Source organism: Rothia sp. HMSC062H08 (assembly GCF_001810775.1).
GTDB lineage: Bacteria > Actinomycetota > Actinomycetes > Actinomycetales > Micrococcaceae > Rothia.
The window spans coordinates 1-17,244 of record NZ_KV802657.1; the positions used below are offsets into that span (position 1 = coordinate 1).

Annotated in this window: 10 protein-coding genes and 1 pseudogene; 8 read left to right on the plus strand and 3 right to left on the minus strand. The window is 60.5% G+C overall.

Annotated features, from left to right (window positions below; translation table 11 throughout):
• Positions 1-1,312, plus strand: a pseudogene (locus HMPREF2765_RS09260) (hypothetical protein); the annotation flags it as partial.
• A gap of 47 nt (positions 1,313-1,359) precedes the next feature.
• Positions 1,360-1,737, plus strand: a complete 378-nt coding sequence (locus HMPREF2765_RS02375; RefSeq protein ID WP_049352846.1) for a hypothetical protein — start codon at positions 1,360-1,362, stop codon at positions 1,735-1,737.
• A 96-nt stretch (positions 1,738-1,833) separates the two neighbouring features.
• Here HMPREF2765_RS02375 and HMPREF2765_RS02380 read toward each other — a convergent pair whose 3' ends face one another.
• A complete protein-coding gene (locus tag HMPREF2765_RS02380) occupies positions 1,834-4,848 on the minus strand; it encodes a choice-of-anchor M domain-containing protein (RefSeq protein ID WP_070604186.1) in 3,015 nt (1,004 codons plus the stop codon).
• A gap of 274 nt (positions 4,849-5,122) precedes the next feature.
• On the opposite strand from HMPREF2765_RS02380, the gene HMPREF2765_RS02385 reads away from it, so the two are divergent.
• From HMPREF2765_RS02385 to HMPREF2765_RS02410, 6 genes are all read left to right on the plus strand, one after another.
• On the plus strand, positions 5,123-7,447 hold the full coding sequence (locus HMPREF2765_RS02385; RefSeq protein WP_070604187.1) for a TIGR03773 family transporter-associated surface protein: 2,325 nt from the start codon (positions 5,123-5,125) through the stop codon (positions 7,445-7,447).
• Complete coding sequence (locus HMPREF2765_RS02390; RefSeq protein WP_070604188.1) at positions 7,434-9,179, plus strand: anchored repeat ABC transporter, substrate-binding protein; 1,746 nt, start codon at positions 7,434-7,436, stop codon at positions 9,177-9,179. Before HMPREF2765_RS02385 ends, HMPREF2765_RS02390 begins: the two co-directional genes overlap by 14 nt.
• 93 nt (positions 9,180-9,272) lie before the next feature.
• Positions 9,273-10,373 carry a choice-of-anchor M domain-containing protein gene (locus HMPREF2765_RS02395; protein ID WP_070604189.1) on the plus strand — a complete coding sequence of 367 codons (1,101 nt, stop codon included), beginning with the start codon at positions 9,273-9,275 and terminating at the stop codon, positions 10,371-10,373.
• Positions 10,370-11,248 (plus strand): metal ABC transporter ATP-binding protein, encoded by an 879-nt coding sequence (locus HMPREF2765_RS02400; protein WP_049352851.1) that lies wholly within the window; start codon positions 10,370-10,372, stop codon positions 11,246-11,248. Before HMPREF2765_RS02395 ends, HMPREF2765_RS02400 begins: the two co-directional genes overlap by 4 nt.
• On the plus strand, positions 11,245-12,099 hold the full coding sequence (locus HMPREF2765_RS02405) for an anchored repeat-type ABC transporter permease subunit (protein ID WP_049352852.1): 855 nt from the start codon (positions 11,245-11,247) through the stop codon (positions 12,097-12,099). Before HMPREF2765_RS02400 ends, HMPREF2765_RS02405 begins: the two co-directional genes overlap by 4 nt.
• A 292-nt stretch (positions 12,100-12,391) precedes the next feature.
• Positions 12,392-13,462: an alcohol dehydrogenase catalytic domain-containing protein gene (locus HMPREF2765_RS02410; protein WP_049352853.1), complete on the plus strand. Its 1,071-nt coding sequence runs from the start codon at positions 12,392-12,394 to the stop codon at positions 13,460-13,462.
• A 596-nt stretch (positions 13,463-14,058) separates the two neighbouring features.
• Here HMPREF2765_RS02410 and HMPREF2765_RS02415 read toward each other — a convergent pair.
• Both HMPREF2765_RS02415 and HMPREF2765_RS02420 read right to left on the minus strand, forming a co-directional pair.
• Entirely contained in the window at positions 14,059-15,390 is a 1,332-nt protein-coding gene (locus tag HMPREF2765_RS02415) for an ICP22 family protein (protein WP_049352854.1), read from the minus strand.
• 270 nt (positions 15,391-15,660) lie between these two features.
• Positions 15,661-17,226: an MFS transporter gene (locus HMPREF2765_RS02420; protein WP_049338178.1), complete on the minus strand. Its 1,566-nt coding sequence runs from the start codon at positions 17,224-17,226 to the stop codon at positions 15,661-15,663.
• Between the last annotated feature and the right edge of the window lie 18 nt (positions 17,227-17,244).

Below are 17,244 nucleotides of genomic sequence, written 5' to 3' on the forward strand. Positions count from 1 at the left end.
GGTGTCGGTGGAGGACTTTGAGAAGTATCGTGAGCAGAAAGCGTCTTCTGGTATTACCGGTTGGGTCAAGAGGACGGCAACAAATGTTGCTAGTGGCGCAGTAACTTTGTGGAATCAAGGTAAGAAGTTGTATCAGGCTGCTACTAACTCTGCAAAGGACCTATGGAACAAAGCAACCACAATTGTTAAGATCGGTTGGGACAAGACTAAGAAGTGGGTCGGGGAAAACTGGGAGTACGTGGTTGGCGGTGCGATGGTCATTGCTGGCGCTGTGATTGGTGCTGTTGGTGCTGGTACTGGTCCCCTTGGTGGTGCTTTACTTGGTGGCGTGTCCGGTGCGCTAATGGGTGCCGGTATGTCGGTAATTGAACAGAAAGCTTCCGGCGGAAAGGTTGATTGGTCAAAAGCTGGTAAGGAAGCTCTGAAGGGAGCTGTCACTGGTGCTGTAACTGGTTTGGTAACCGGCGGTTTGAGCAACTTGAAAAATCTGGCAAACGGAGTCACGAAGATCTCAAATGTGGCTACTAAATATCCAAAGTTAGCAAAGATAGAGCAGGCTACTTCTGCTATGGTTTCGAAGGTAACTGCTCCGGTTACCCCGTATGCGCGTGGGTTCGGAGAAATGATGAATAAGAGCAAGCTCGTCGATGATGTAGCGAAGGAAACCATCACTGGTGGAATTAACAATGTGGCGTCATATTATATGGACGATACCGTTAAGGATAAGAATCCTATGACTGCTCTGGGAATGTTTGCTACCGGCTCTATGGCTTCTATGGCAGGTGCTAAGCTTGGCTGGTCTGCAAAATCTCGTCTTGGCGTTAAGGGCTATGAGACAAAAGTTGACCCCTCTGTTGTCTCCAAACCGTTGCAGAAGGTACAGGAAAATGCACAAAAGACCACCCGTGAGAAGCTAAATAATGGGTTGCGAAAGACGGGTGGAATCATTCGTGATTCTGCAATTGACGCCACTATTGGAGCCCTAAAGACAGATTTTCAGTATGTTACTGAATCAGTTATTAAGGGAGAGCAGCTTTCAGGTGTCACTCTTGAAAATAAGATGGAGACTGGATTTGTTAAAGACTTTGCCAAATCCACAGTAAAGGGTGCAGTAAAGATGGAACCCGAGAAAGCAGCAGCTTATCGCGCGCCTTTAACCAATGCATCACGACGTGCCGCCGAGTCAACACTTCAGGGTGCTTCTAAGGCAAGGGATAAAATCTCAGATGGTCTTGATCGCTATGCCGAATTTTACGAAAAAGTAAAAGATTTGAACAATATAGATGTTGGACGATGGGATAGACTAAAATGACAAATAATCTTAATATTTAAACTCTATAATCCAGAGTGAGGCAGTTAATGGAAATTAATTACAAGCGCCGCCAGAGAATAGCACTCATTATTTCGTTCATCATTCTTTGGTACATGTTCTTTGTTTTCCCTAAATACTCACGTGATGACAGTGACGGTATCACCGCCACCTGCACCGTAACTAAGGCATATACAAAAGAGATTGGCGGAACAGTAAGCGGCATGAATGATATTAGACCCAAAGGTGTTTTTGAGACAGAAGAATGCGGCACTCTCACGATGATTGTGCCGCCGGAAGGTCGCAAGATTCCCGAGTACGTTGAGACCGTCAAACCTGGCAAAAAATACCTATTCCACGTCGCAAACTCATCTCTTAAAAAGGAACGAGATTTTGATACGACCCGCTTTGAAGAAATCAAAGAATAACAACCTCATAAATTAAAAACAAAGCCCCCGCGGCCTAGAGTCATCCTCTCAGCCGCGGGGGCTTCATCGTATCAGCGTGTCCTCACGCGGCGAGCGCTACGAAGCGCGGCGGCGGGAACGCAGCACCATCACAGTGCCCGCACCAAGCACCAGTGCGCCACCCACAGCCACAGACACCGCACCAAAACCAGTACGTGCCAGGCCGCCCTGCTGGGAGCTAGCACCGCCAGAAGAAGCAGACACACCGGACTGACCCAAAGAGCCGCCACCGGTACCGCCACCGGAAATACCACCCGGGTACACGCCGCCAGCAGAACCATCAGCCGAACCGTCAGAGGAGCCCTGCGCGTTCACATCACCGGCAGCACCAGAAGCGCCAGCCTGACCGGACTGACCACCCTGCGCGGCACCAGACTGCGCGGAGCCGGGCTGGTTGGCACCAGCGGTACCGCCCGGGGTTGCCGAATCCACACGGCGCACACCGCTAAAGTCGTCCGCAGCCGCGTTCGGGTCCTTCGGCACGGCAGTCTCAAACGAGCACGCATCCGACGCCTTCTTACCCACAGCAACCGCAAGCTGCTGCACCGGGCTGTTCACCTCAGTACCATCAGCCAGAGTCGCAGAATAGTGCACGTCAAACATGTACTGGCCGGGCTCAGAGAACACCCAGTTCGCGTGTGCGTGCGTCGCGTAATCAATGTCGATCGTGGTCTTGCCGGTCGTCGAATCCAGCAGCACATCCGCACCGTTCAGCGACTCGGTGAACATGCCGAAGCGCGCACCCTCAGGCATGACCTTCGGCACCACGTGCAGGCGCACCGGGCCGCGCAGCTGCGAGTAGTCAATGTCCTGCGTGTTGTAGCCGGGCCAGGGCAGGCCGCTCTGCTGGGTCTGCGGCAGGCCGTAGAAGGCGGTGCCGACCGGGCCCATGAAGTTCAGCTTCTCATCAGCCATACGTTCGGTGCGTACACGGCGGGCGTTCTCGCTGACCGTCCACACGACCGAATCGAGCGGGCGCACGGTCGAATCAGCGTCAATGATGCCGCTGTCGTCACGCAGACCCACGGACAGCTGGCGGTCCTTCAGGGTCGCCTGAATGTCCAGGTGACCGTGCGAAATCTTGGTGCGGCCGTCAATCTGGCCGGGCACGCACTGGTTACCCGGGGTTCCGGGGGTGGACGGCTGCGCAGACGGTGCCGGGCTAGTCGGAGCAGGGGCGCTCGGGGTCGGGTTCGCGGGCGCCGGAGTCGTCGGAGCCGGAGTGGAGGGCGCCGGAGCAGGTACGCTCGGTTCTGCGGAGGCGGTCGGCACCGCAGGCACGGTCGGAACCTCGCTGGGGGACACCGACGGAACGGTGCTGGGCTCAGCGGAAGGAGCCTCGGAAGGAGCCTCGCTCGGCTCAGCGCTAGGAGCTTCAGTCGGCTCGACGGTGGGCTCAGCACTCGGCGACGGATCCACCGGAGCAGGCTTCGGCGCATCGCTAATGGGTGCGCTATCGGGAGCCAACGCACCGTGCGCAGTGTACTTCGTGCCCGGCTCGTAGTTCGCCGCAACCTCAGTGGTGGAGGCGGAAGCGTTCATATCCGGGTGGGTCAGCATCTTCACGCGCAGAGCCGTGCCCTTGTAGAACGACTCGTCACGGAAGGTAAAGCGCGCCACGCCATCCTCAACGGAGCCTTCCAGGTCGAGGTACGGGTACACCGGGTCATCCTGGGCGTAGAAGCCGCCGCGCATGAAGCCGCGCACCTTCGGGTCCTTGAAGCGGACCTCAACGGTGCTGAAGCCGTTACCGTTCGGGGTGACGGTCACGTCGTAGTCCATGCTGGTCGGCGTGTACTGCTCGGTGCTGAGCACGGTGTTCGCCTGATCCGGGATCTCTTCGGGCCAGGAGCCGTTACCGTCGTCGCTGTACACGCTCTCAGCCTTACCGGGCTCGTAAGTGAGCTTGTGCGAGATCCAGCGGGACGCCTCCGCGCTGTTCTCGTCGGAGGTGTCCGGGGTGAAGACCGCCTGCAGCTGGGAGCCCTCGCTACCGAGCATTTCAGACCAGGTGGCGGTACCGTTCACGACCGGCAGGTCAGTCAGGAAGTAGCCGTTGTTGTACAGGGTCAGGGTGCCCTTGAGGTTCTTATTCGCGGCGGTGAAGGTGATGTCGCTGAGCTTGTCGTCAGCGTCCTTGTTCTTAGCCGGGTCGGCGTCCAGGCGGTGCGGTGCTACGGACAGCACGTACTTTGCGGCGTCCAGGTCACCGACGGGTGCCGCATTGTAGCGGTCGACCGTGGGCACGGCGGTGGGGGTACCGTCACCGAGCACAGGCTGCATGCCGCCCACCTGCCAGACCAGCTTCGACGGCTTGGAGCTGATGATGCGGCCGTCGGTGGAGCGCGCCACGGTGCGGTAGGTGACCACGTAGCGGCCGGGGCGGGTGAAGGTCGTGGTGTTGTGCGTGTGGCTACCCTTATCGAGCAGCCAGGAGTGCCAACCGTTCGAGCTGCTGGAGAGCATGCGGTACACGTCAGCGGGGGCATCATCCGGGTTGTAGCGGAAGAGCTCCATGCGGCCGGGACCCTCAACGGAGAGAATGTCAGTGGCGAACACACCATCACGGAAACGCTCAGTGGGGACCTTCGTGGATGCGCCCAGGCCAGCCCAGATGGGGTCCTGGTTGCCGTAGGTCAGGTGCGGTGCCATGTAGAGGGTCTGGCCGGGTTCGCCGAGGAACGCCAGGGAGGGCGAGTCGCCCAGGGTCATGGTGTACTGCGACTTGCCGTCCCTGGTGCTGTAGCCCTTGCCGACCCAGTTGACGGTCTTGTCCAGTTCGTAGGTGTCTGCGCCGGTCTTGTAGGGGTTCGCCTCGTTCATGAGGACGAAGGTGCCGTTCTGCTCGTCCCAGTATGCCTTGGGGGCGTCAACGTGGCCCTTGGTGGTGACGATTTTGCCGTCGTCGGGGCCTGCTGCGGCGGGCAGGGAGGGGGCAGCGCCGGCGAGCGCGAGCAGTGCTGCGGCGGAAAGGAATGCGGCTGCGCGGCGGAGGGCGGGCTTGCCGCCGGGGATGAAGAGTGCGGGGGTGTGTGTGGTGACCCGTCGTTGGGTCTGCTTCTGAGAGCTCATGACAACCTTTCTCATTTTTCTATTTCCTAGGGTAGCTCTTTTGCAAATAATTGTCATTTAGAACCTAAGTGAGTATAGTGATTCTCAGAAACACGTGTGCGCCGAGGCGCGCCCAAAAACGCACACCACGTACATCCACAAAGAGAAAAACACGGCAGAGCGCACCCCGGACGCAGGGGAGAAACCGGCAACAGGCCGCCGGACCCAGCATCGGGCAAACCCCGAAAACACCGGGTAGCGCGCCAGCCAACGAGCAGTCATCCAAGGAGCCACCATGCAAGGACGCACCAAACCCCTGAGCCTACTCAGCGCAACCACCCTCGGATGCACCCTCGCACTCGGGGCACCCCTCGCCCTCCCCCAGGTCGGCACCTTCACCGCCGCACAGGCACAGGAAAACCAGACCGGCACCCAGGCAGGTACCGAGTCGCGCGCCTACGTCAACTACGAAGGTGACTACGTCATCGCGGGCGTACACACCGAAATGCTCAACGCATTCCTCGACGGCAACCAGTTCACCCTCGCCACCCTCGCAGACACCGCCCCCGGCCAGCAGGGACGATTCAACCCCGCCCGCACCGTCTTCCACCTGCCCGACGTCGAGGATGCACACACCAAGGTCGTAGCAGGCTACGACTACATTGCCCCCGAAGGCAAGGACATCTTCTACATTCCCTCCACCCGCACCCGCGGCCTGCTCTACCCCGGCCTCGGTGCGGAAGGAATCCGCCCCGGCGCACTCAAGGACAACACCATCAACCTTGAACTCGTGCGCAGCAGCGTACCCGAAGGCGGCCGCGCCGAAGTCTTCACCGAATCCGGTCGCGACAACCCGCGTGTCTTCAGCACCAACGACCAGCTCGCACCGCACACCATCACCTCTGGCGGCCACGAGCACCTCAGCTGGGCATTCACCCGCGCCGGCATCTACCAGCTGACGTTCCGCGCCACCGCAACCCTTGCCGACGGCACCCCGGTCAGCTCCGAGGCGACCTACACCATCGCCGTGGGCACTAACGCTGAGGACGGCTTCAAGCTCCTGAACGGGCAGAACGCCGCAAAGGAAGCGACCAAGGAAGCCACGAGCGAGGCAACCACTACCCCCGAGGCGACCTCCACCGCTACCGAGAGCGCCACCAGCAGCCCCAGCGCATCTACCTCCGCAAGTGCTGAGGCGAGCGCTTCTGCTGAGGCGAGCGCATCCACCGGTATTCGCCGCGTGGATGGATCCGTGAACGGTCAGAACGCCGCGCAGGTGACCGACCCGAACGGCGCAAAGGCGGCGGCGAATGGTGAGCAGGCATCCCAGAGTGGATCCGGTGTAACCGCCATCAGCGGCACCGACAACACCAATAACGGCTCTGACAAGGGTAAAAACAAGGACGGCGGCAATAACGGCAGCTCCCGTAGCGTGAAGGGCTCCAACGCCCAGAACGTCACCGCACCCGGCAACGGCGGCGGCATTACCGGCAACGGTGTGCTGTCCTCCGGTCTGCCCGGTAGCCTGAACCAGCAGTGCATCGCCACCGAGGTTCCCGCGGAAGATGCCAAGGACTCTAAGGACGCTCAGAAGGACAACAAGCAGAGCAATCAGGCAGCCCAGGCACCGACCAGCATCCCCACCCTCGCCGTGGTCAATACCGCTGAGCACAGCGGCCGTGAAGAAGTCACCCACGGCCACTTCGACGTGGGCCCGATCCTCAACGGCGGCAACCTCACCAGCAGTGTGAAGGACGACCGTACCAGCCCCGCCCGCCACGTCTCCCCCGGCGCCCTCGAGTTCGTACTCAATGACGCCGCGAAGATTAACCTGCCCGCAGGCATGGAGAACATCGCCCCGGCGGGTACCCCCGTGCACATGATCGGTGCAACCCAGCAGCAGGGCGTGCCCTGGCTCGGCTGGAGCACTCAGGACCCCGAACTGCTCAAGCAGCTCGACGGCCCCGTCACCATGAGCCTCAACGGTTTTGAGGGCCCCGGCACCATGTCCACCTTCCTCTCCGGCAACTTCGGTTCCGCCGGTCAGAAGGTCTTCGATTCGCGGAGCGGCGGCTCCTTCCAGGTGCCTGCAAACACCCACCAGCACAGCAACTGGGTGTTCACCGCCGAGGGTCGCTACACCGTGACCATCGGCTGGACTGCACGCCTGAAGAACGGTCAGCAGGTCAGCAGCGAATCGGTTCTGCACTTCACCGTCGGCAACCCCGATAACGCCCCGGCAAGCAACAACGCGCAGGGTGCGGCAGACACCAAGCAGGACGGTGGCAACGCTAACAGCGCTAACGGCGCCAACAACGGCGGCGAGAAGAGCACCGCAAAGAACCCCGTCAACGGCACCGTCGACGAAGCCACCGGCATCGTCACCAAGCCCGACGGATCCAAGGTGCGCATCGTCGGTAAGACCGCCTCCGGTGAGGATTGTGCCCTGACCAGCCAGGAACTCGCCAACGCACAGAAGGCAGCTGCGGCGGGTAAGCTGCCGAACACCGGTGTGGTCATCGACCCGTTCATGGTCAGCACCTCCATTCTGGCGCTGGCACTCGGTGCCATGATTCTGCGTTCGGCACGCCGAAAGGGCCGCAGCGGTGACACCGCATAGCGGGCATACCGGCGCGCACACCTATAGTCGGCGTACCGCCCTCACCCTCGCCTCCCGTATTGCGGTGGGTGCGGGGGTGGGGGCTGGTGCCTTCGCATTGAGCGGATGCGCCAGCACCGTGAACGCTTCCTCCGACCGGATGCGCGTGGTTGCCACGACCCCGATCCTGGCGGACTTGGCGCAGCAGATTGCAGGAGAGCGCGCCAGCGTGCACTCCCTGGTGCCTGCCGGTGCCGACCCGCACTCGTATGAGCCGAGCCTGCGCGATATCCGCGATGTCGCCTACGCCCGCTGCGCTCTGACGAACGGTCTGCTGCTGGAGCAGCGTAAGCTCAGCAAAATGGTTGAGGCGAACCTGCCCGCAGGCGTTGTGTCCGTGGCAGTTGCGGAGAAGATTGAGCAGTACGGCGGCAAGCTGGAAGCCATTGTTGAGGATGCCTCCCTGGACTCCATCTGGCTGGGTTTGCGTGTTGAAGAGGGCGGGCAGAACGAGTCCGCCCCCGCCGATTCTTCGGATGCGGGCATGCGCTTTGAGGTGCACAGCGTGCGGGCACGAACCTCTACCGATTCGTCGAATGCGCAGTTGGCGGCGTTCATTACGCAGACCTTCGGCGCGGTGGAGATGCTGTGCGATTCGCATGCGCGCGGCGTGAACCTCACCCGTGAGGGGGACACCGCAATCCGTACCGGCGATATGGGTTCGCTGGAGCTTCCGTTGCAGGCGCATACGCACCTGTCGTGGGCGTTTAGTGATGCCGGCGAGTACGCCATCGAGCTGAGCGCCACCGCGGTCAATGCGCCGGAGTCGGTGCGTTCTTCGCGCGGCACCCTGTACTGCGCGGTCGGTCGTGACCCGCAGGAGCTGGTGGACCGTCTGGCGAAGGAACAGAACATTTCTGCCGCCGAGATCAAGGTTCTTTCTGCAGGTCACGCCGATATTACGGCACGTACCGGCGACGGCAGGCTCGTGCTTCGCGCGGATTCCTCCCAGGGTGCCGTAGAGTACGAACTGAACCGCACCGTGGTCGCGGTCCCCTCCCGCACCCTGCAGGAGGTGCCCGCCGGCGGTAGCTACCGTTTCCTGCGTTCGGGTGCTTCGGAGCATCGCGGTCAGGTGTATCTGCTGGCGCAGGCCGTTCTGGGCAAGCACGTGCACGGCGAAATCGACCCGCACATTTGGCATTCGGTGCCGAACGCGAAGGCGAGCGTGCAGGTCATTCGTGACGCGCTCATCTCCGCCGACCCGGAGGGTGCGAGCGAGTACGCGACCCGCACCGAGCAGGTCATGAAGGAGCTTGACGCCCTGGACGCTCAGCTGCGTCAGGTGTACGGGGGTCTGCCGGAGTCGGCACGCAACCTGGTCACCACGCACGACGGCTACCGCTACCTGGCGAGCACCTACGGGTTGCACATTGCCGGTTTTGTGAGTGCCAGCGCCAGCGGCGAGCCGAGCATTCAGCAGCGTCAGCGCCTGCGTCGCACGGTCGAGGATTTGAAGGTTCCAGCGATTTATCTGGACAAGTCCACGGCGATGCGTTCGCCAGTTCTGACGGAGTTGGCTCGGGAGGCTCAGGTGCGTACCGGGGTGCTCTATTCGGACACCCTGGATGCGCAGGCTCCTCACTACGCGCAGATGATGTTGGCGAATGCTCACACGATTGCGCTGTGCTCGGGGGCTAGTTCTGGCAGCGATTCTTCGGGTGCTAGCTGCTCGGAGGCAAGCACCTCGTAACCCGGTTTTAAGCTCCCCACAAGCTTATATAGTCGTATCAGCATATAGATAATCTTTCACACACCGTTTCGGTCATGATCCAAGGAAGTCCTCATGATGAACTCAACCACCACCTCCCGCTCCTCACGTAGCCGCGCCCTGCCCGCCCTGGCTCTGGGCGCCAGCCTCATGCTCGCACCCCTGGGCGTGGCACACGCGGAGACCACCCCGGCAACCGCTGAGGCAACCACCGAGAGCGCCTCGGCTCAGCCGAGCGACAGCAACCTCAGCCGCGGCGAGCGCGCCCTCACCCAGACCCTGTCTGCGGAGCAACCGGTCGCATCCGGCCGCACCGAAATTTCTGCCGGTCACGTGGATATGGGTCCTCGTTTCAACAACGGCAAGTTTGAGCTCATGCTCCACGACGACCACGGCGAAACCCCCGTCTGGCGCAGCCTGGACGAGGTCATCTACCGCGGTAGCGACCAGGCGATCCTTGAGGTGCCGAACGACCCGCGCTACTCCTTCGTGGGTGCGCCCGCCGGCTCTAAGGTGTACGTGATTCCGCAGACCGAAACTAAGGGCGTGATTTGGCCGGGTTGGAACACTCAGGATCCGCAGCTGGTGTCCAAGCTGAACCGCGGCGTGAACCTGACCCTGGAGCAGGTGAGTGGCCCCGGCACGTTCAGCCTGTACCTGGAGAACGGCAACTTCTCGGCACCGCAGGTGCTGTGGTCCTCGACCAAGAGCGAGCCGCAGAAGCTGTGGGTTGAGAAGAACACTCACACCCACGCGAACTGGGTGTTCACCGCCCCCGGCGAGTACCTGCTGAAGGTTACCGCGAGCGCTGAGCTGTCTGACGGTTCGACCGTGTCCGATACCCGCTACCTGAAGTTTGCGGTGGGTGATTCTGCGAGCGCTGATGCCCTGTACGCGATGGAGGCGCAGGCTCGCGGTTCTGCATCCTCCGGCACTTCGTCTAACTCTGCTTCCCAGTCTGCCGGTACTCAGGCATCCGGCACTCAGGCTTCCGGTTCTTCGTCTGCCGCCGCGGCGAGCGACCAGAGCAGTTACAAGGCAGAGTTCACTATCCCCTGGGGTGCTATTGCCGCAGGCGTGGCAGCTGTGATCGCCGTAGGCGCGTTCCTTTCGTTCCGTCGCCGTTCCTCCGCGCAGCGTGAGGCACTGGATGAAGTGCGCGGTGACCGTTCGTGAGCGCGTCGGTAACAGCGGGTACTGAACCCGTTCTAGAGATTTCGAACCTGTACGCGGGTTACGCGCGCCGTTCCATCCTCAAGGATCTGTCCCTGACCCTGGAGCGCGGCGAGTTTGCGGGTTTGATTGGCGCTAATGGTGCCGGTAAGACCACGCTGCTGCGCACCATTTTGGGTCTGATTCGCCCGGCATCCGGGCAGGTTCGGGTGTTGGGTGAGTCGCCGCGTGTGGCGCGTGCGCATATTGGTTATGTGCCGCAGAAGCACCAGTTCCAGTGGGATTTTCCGCTGACCGTCAAGGACACGGTGATGACCGGTCGCGTGCGTGAGATTGGGTTCTTCCGCCGCCCGGCGAAGAAGGATTGGGTGCAGGTTTTTTCGGCGATGGAACGCACCGATGTTCTGCACCTGCAGGACGCTTCCATTGCGGAGCTTTCGGGTGGCCAGCGTCAGCGAGTGCTACTTGCACGCGCCCTGGCGGCGAACCCCTCCCTGCTACTGCTGGATGAGCCGTTTACGGGCGTGGATGCCCCCACCCAGACCACGCTGACCCGCCTGTACCGCGAACTGGCGGATGAGGGCATCACGATTCTGATGTCTACGCACGACATGCTGGCGGCGCGCGAGTCCTGCTCACGCCTGTGCGGTGTGCGCGGCAATATTCACCTGGACGGTCCGGCGGACTCCTTTAGCCTGGAGCAGCTGCATACGTGGTTGCACGGTCACGATATTGAGGAGGCGCAGGGCCACGCCCGCACGGGCTTCACCTGTGCCGGTGGTGCGTTGGATGAGTACGGCCACGAGCTGCCTGATTCCTGCGCTTCTGACTCTTCTCTCTCCCCCGCCCATACTGCTTCTACCGGGGGTGCCCGTTGATTACTCCTATCGATTTTCTTGCCGACCTGTTCAACCCGTCTCTGGCGTTCCTTCCGCGCGCCCTGGCGGCGGTGCTGCTCGCGTCGGTGGTTACCGGTGTGGTGGGCTGCCACGTGATGATGCGCGGCATGGTCTTCATTGGCGATGCGGTGGCACACTCAGTGTTCCCGGGTCTTGCGGTGGCGTTCGTGTTGGGCGGCAACCTGATGGTGGGTGGCCTGACGGCGGGCGTGGTGACGGCTATTCTGGTGGCTATTTTTAGCCAGAATCAGCGGCTGCGCGAGGATTCGGTCATCGGCATTTTCTTTGCCGCGTCCTTTGCGTTGGGTATTGTGATTATTTCTTTGGCGCCGGGCTATTCGGGGTCGGTGCAGGATTTCTTGTTCGGCTCGATTGTGGGTGTCTCGAATGAGGACATTACCAACGCCGCGATTATGGGTGCCGTTATCCTGCTGGTACTGTGGCTGTTCCACCGCCAGATTGTGACGGTCAGCCTGGACCGCGAGAGTGCCCGCGCAATGGGCCTGCCGGTGCTTGCCCTGGATATTGTGCTGTACGTTCTGGTGACCATTTCTGTGGTGCTGGGCCTGCAGACGCTCGGTAATGTGCTGGTGTTGGCGCTTCTGGTGATTCCGGCGTCGGCTGCCCGCCTGGCGTGCCGCCGTCTGGGGTCGATGATGGTGTTCTCGCCGGTGTTTGGCGGTATCTGCTCGATTGTTGGCCTGTACCTGTCGTGGGCGTTTAACTTGCCGACCGGTGGCACGATTGTGCTGTCGATGGTGGCGGCTTTTGTGCTGGTGTGGGCGGTGACGGCGGTTCGTTCGCGAGCGCGTGCCCAGCTGAAGAGCTAAATCCAGTTGAAGAGCTAGGCACAGCTCAACCCAACTTTTCTCGATTAAACGCACGAGGCGCATCCCTATTTTCAGGGGTGCGCCTCGTGCGTTTTTTACAGGTCTTAAATACCCAAAGTGAATCATGTTCATGTTTAAAGAACCAAAAGATACACTCCGCGTAATAAAAGCGCATAATTCAACACGTCGGGTTTAATGAAAATACAACCTATCAAATATTTCTTATGGGTTGATACATGTAGTGATAAAGCAGTCACTGCACCCTCATTAGAGCTTCAAAGAAGGAGTCATCATGAAGGCATATGTATACCACGGCCCCGACCAGAAGGGCGCCTGGGAGGAAGTCCCGAACCCCACCATTCTTGAGCCCACGGACGTTATCGCCCGTGTCGACACCACCACCATTTGCGGTACTGACCTGCACATCCTGAAGGGCGACTGCCCCGAGGTGGACCACGGACGCATCCTGGGCCACGAGGCTGTCGGTACCATTACCGAGGTTGGCTCCGCGGTGACTGACCTGAAGGTCGGCGACCGCATCATCATCCCCGCCGTGACCAGCTGCGGTAAGTGCTCCTACTGTAAGGCGAACCAGCCTTCGCACTGCCAGACCGTTGGTGGTGTCGGCTGGATTTTCGGTTACATGATTGACGGCACCCAGGCAGAGTACGTGCGTGTTCCCTACGCAGAGACCTCGGTCCACCTGGTTCCGGAGGGTCTGACCGATGAGGACGTCCTCTTCCTCACCGACGCACTGCCCACCGGCTTCGAGATCGGTATTCTGAACGGCAACACCAAGCCCGGCGACACCGTCGCTGTCGTGGGTGCAGGCCCCGTGGGTCTGGGTGCAATCATGACCGCTAACCTCTGCGGTGCCGGCCGCGTCATCACCGTCGACTTCGACGAGAACCGCATGAACAAGGCACTGGAGCTGGGTGCAACCGATAAGGTCAACGCGGGAGACCCGGACTTCATCGAGAAGATTAAGGCTCTCTCCCCCGACGGCCTGGGCGTGGACGTGGCAATTGAGGCTGTGGGCGTTCCGCAGACCTTCGAGACCTGCACCAAGATTGTTCGCCCCTACGGCAACATCGCTAACGCTGGCGTGCACGGCAAGCCCGTTGAGCTGCCCCTGAACACCATGTGGATTTCTAACGTTCGCATCAACATGGGCCTGGTCAACTGCAATACCGTCGGCAACCTGCTGAACATGGTCCGCTCCGGTCGCCTGAACGCTAAGGCAATGGCAACCCACCGCTTCACTTTCGACCAGTTCGAGGAGGCATACGACCTGTTCAGCCACGCTGCCGAGCACAACGTGGTGAAGGTTGTTATCTCCCGTAACCCCGAGGTTGCGGCATAGACAGCGGTAAGCTCATATACCGCTCATACTGAAACCCCAAACTTTCGTTAGGGATTTCAGTGGGATGTATTCATGACACTGCGAACATCCCCACGATTCGCCTCCGGGTGGGAGAGGGTAGGTCCCACCCGGAGCGCGAATCGCCCTCCCCTACCCCGAGATGTAGTTATTTTCTGAAGAGACAAGATTGTCTGAAGATACAGGATTTTCTGAAGATTCAAGAGATACGCCAGCTCGGGGTTTTCTGTTCCCTCAACCCATTCTTTGGGCAACCCGTTCTTTGGCGGGCTCAACCTGTTCTTTTGTGGGTTGAGGGGCGGTTCCTCACGCGTGATGCCTCCTCTGCCGGGCGCTCTGCCGACCCGCTCTTGCGGGTTCTTCTGCCAGGCAACCTCTACTGGTGGAGGGGCGCATCATTTGGCTCTTCTTGGTCGGGCGGTACCTCCGATTCTGCTCCTCCTTGAAGGGAAAGGAAAAGGGTCGCACGCTTACGATTCAATGGCGATTCGTAGGCTGCGACCCTTTTCTCATGCCCGGATTCCGGCACTGCGGGGATTTTCTGTGCTCCGGGGTTTTTCTGTGTTCCGGGCGGCTATTTAGTTTTTAGGCTTCTCAGTACTGGGTTTCTCACCGGCGTTCTTTTCACCGGCGCTCTCATGGTCGACGGCATCTTCTGGGATGCGGGTGAACGCCTCCGTGGGGTCGTCTGCCCCAGCTGCGGCAGAAGAGTCGGTAGCACCTCCGGTGACGGGTTCGGTGGGTGCATCAGCCGGATCCTCGGCAGGCGCGCCAACGGGCACCTCCGCAACGATGGGCTCCTCCGAGGCGGGTGCCTCCGGAGCCTTCTGCGCATCCTCCTGCTGATCCTGAGCCGGAGTCTCTACGGGCTGCCCAGAAACACCCTGCTCAGTAGCTACCGGCTCACCGTGCGCAGAATCCTTCTGTGCATCCTTCTGCTCATCCTTGTGCGCGTCCTTATGTTCGAGCGTGTAGATGATGCGAGGTTCCAGACGCTCAAAACCGATCTTGGAACGCACCCAGTTCACCGCCCGGTCAATGCGGTCCTCACCCTCGGTAGTTTCAACAACCCGGTAGTTACGCGGTAGCATCACGCTATCACTGAGCACACGCGGGTACTCGTCAATCTCCTGAATACCCGCCATGTACATATTTTCGCGGAACTGCTGGGCGAACTCCTGCTGACCCAAGAACAGCTGGTCGGCGTAGGTTTTAGCCGACAGGCGCTCGCTGTAGGCATGCTTCGAATCGCGGGTGCCCTTCTTAGAGCCGTAAATATCCCAGAAGTAGAAGTACACGTTGTTCGCGATAATCGCGTAGATAATGCGGTTCTGCAGGTACACGAGGGCACCGACGGCGACCGCACCAACAATCAGGAGCACCACGGCGAGCGGGGAGAGTGCAAAGTCAGACAGATTGCCGCGGTGGTTCGTGAACAGGCCAATCAGGTAGGCGATGGTGACCACGATGATGGGCACGCCGATGAAAATCACGGCCAGCGGAACCCAAATGTACAGCAGAGCACGTAGAATCAGGCGGTAGTAGCTAATCGAGTCGCCAATGGGGATGGGCGTGGGCTTCACGGAGGAGTGCGCACGCTTCATGAGCAGGCTGAACACGCGGTTGCTGTCGATGCCGACTTTACGCAGCTTCGATTCGAGGGAGGCACGTTTGAGGAAGACCCGGTAGTTTTCGAGGACGACGCGCTGGTCGGAGGTGAGGCTCTCCGGGTCAGGTAGCGCGCTGATATCCATGCCAGCTTCGGTCAGTAGCTTGCTCCACAGCTCTAGGCGTGCCAGTTCGGAGGGTTTTGCCGCCGCCTGCGCCTGGTAGTTCTTGTAGGAAATGAAGATGGTGCTGGCACCAATCAGCAGTGTAATGAAGGGTGCTATCCAGTCTTTGAGTCCCATGGTGGCGTTCCTCCTTGAGTTGTGTGGAGCCGCTGGTTCCTCGGTCTTGTCAGCGCGTCTTTTCAGGACGTCTTTTTGGGGCGTCCTTTGCGGGCGCGAGCCCGCTGTTTTTACCGTACCACCGGCACCTGTGCTGAACCTTTAAATGCGCAGGTGGAAGGGTTTCAAAAAAGCCCCGCCTCCCGATGTTGCGGTAGCGTCAGGAGGCGGGGCTTATGTGTTCCGAATTAGTGCGCTCGCTGGGTTAGCGCGCAGAGTTAGTGCGCGGAATTAGTGGTCAGCGGGCTTCATTTCGCGCGGTGCCTTGCGGATCATGAAGTAGCTAATGACGGCCATAACACCCATGAGCACGGCGCTGAATGCGGAGCTCAGCACCACGCCGGAGTCGAAGGCAGCGAATGCGGAGGAGAGCAGCTGGTTCGCCTGCTCGCCACCCACCTGGCTTGCGACCGTCACGGCACCGCCGAGGGTTTCGTGGGCGTGGTCGGCGAGAGTCTCATCCAGGCCGTCGGGTACAACCACATTTGCGCGGTAGACGGCGGTGAGCATGCCACCAATGATGACGGTGCCGAGCACCGTACCTGTCTCGTAGGAGGTCTCCGAGATCGCGGATGCCGCACCAGCCTTACGCGGCGGCACGCTGGAGAGCATCAGGTCGTTCGAAATGGTCTGCGCAATACCGATGCCGGTACCGAGCACAATGAAGATCAGGATAATCACCAAGTCGTTGTGCGCACCCAGGAAGGCGAGCACCGCGAACGCGGCAGCGTGGAGCGCCAGACCGAAAGACACCACCTGCGCCGGGTGGAAGTGCACCGCCACGCGCGCAATCACCAGACCGGCGATAATGATCGCCAGGGTACCGGGAATCAGCAGCATACCGGCGTACATGGGCGGCAGACCGGAGACCAACTGCAGGTGCTGGGAGGCGAAGTAGATGAAGCCAACGTCCACCATCATGGAGATGAGGTTTGCGGTAATCGCGCCGGTGAACACGGTGTTGCGGAAGAGGCGCACATCCAGCATGGGCTGAATATCGTTCTTCTCGCGGTTGAGCTGACGCAGCACGAACAGGACAATGAAGCACAGGCCGGCAAGGATGGTGCTGATAGCCACCGCATCGAACCCGGTTTCGGAGGTGTGAGTCAGACCGAAGGTAATGCCGGTCATGCCGGTCATAATCAGCAGGATGCTCAGCGGATCCACCGGGCTGGGGTTCGGGTCCTTCGACTCGGGAACCATAATCGGGGCGAGAATCAGCAGAGGAATCAGAATCGGCACAGCGAGCAGGAACACCGAACCCCAGTCGAAGTGCTCCAGCAGGAAACCACCCACAATCGGGCCCAGCGCCGCACCCGCCGAGAAGCCCGAAGCCCACACGGCAATAGCGATGCGGCGCTCGGTCGCATCCACAAAGATATTGCGAATAATCGACAGGGTTGCCGGCATGAGCATGGCGCCAAAAATGCCAAGCAGGGCGCGGGCAACCACGAGCATCAGCGCGGAGGGCGCGAATGCCGCGAGCGCAGAGATTGCCGCGAAGCCGGTCGAGCCGATGAGCAGCAGCTTGCGGCGACCGATGCGGTCACCGATAGCGCCCATGGGCACGAGCAGGGCGGAGAGCACCAGGGAGTAGGAGTCAACGATCCACAGCTGCTCCGCGGAGGAGGGGCTCAGCGCCTTAGCGATTGCGGGCACCGCGAAGGCAAGCACTGTGTTGTCGATGGAGACCAGGAGCACCGGGAGCATGAGCACACCGAGTGCCGCCCAGCGCTTGGTCTTCTGGTCGGGGGCGTGAATGGGCAGAGCCGTGGTGTGCGGATTGTGATTCGTCATGGGTTGTTTTCGTGCGTC

What these genes read in the sequence shown, in the direction of transcription:
- HMPREF2765_RS02380 (WP_070604186.1), bottom strand. Translation starts at nt 4,848, where the DNA reads ATGAGCTCTCAGAAGCAGACCCAACGACGGGTCACCACACACACCCCC.
- HMPREF2765_RS02410 (WP_049352853.1), top strand. Translation starts at nt 12,392, where the DNA reads ATGAAGGCATATGTATACCACGGCCCCGACCAGAAGGGCGCCTGGGAG.
- HMPREF2765_RS02375 (WP_049352846.1), top strand. Translation starts at nt 1,360, where the DNA reads ATGGAAATTAATTACAAGCGCCGCCAGAGAATAGCACTCATTATTTCG.
- HMPREF2765_RS02420 (WP_049338178.1), bottom strand. Translation starts at nt 17,226, where the DNA reads ATGACGAATCACAATCCGCACACCACGGCTCTGCCCATTCACGCCCCC.
- HMPREF2765_RS02385 (WP_070604187.1), top strand. Translation starts at nt 5,123, where the DNA reads ATGCAAGGACGCACCAAACCCCTGAGCCTACTCAGCGCAACCACCCTC.
- HMPREF2765_RS02395 (WP_070604189.1), top strand. Translation starts at nt 9,273, where the DNA reads ATGATGAACTCAACCACCACCTCCCGCTCCTCACGTAGCCGCGCCCTG.
- HMPREF2765_RS02415 (WP_049352854.1), bottom strand. Translation starts at nt 15,390, where the DNA reads ATGGGACTCAAAGACTGGATAGCACCCTTCATTACACTGCTGATTGGT.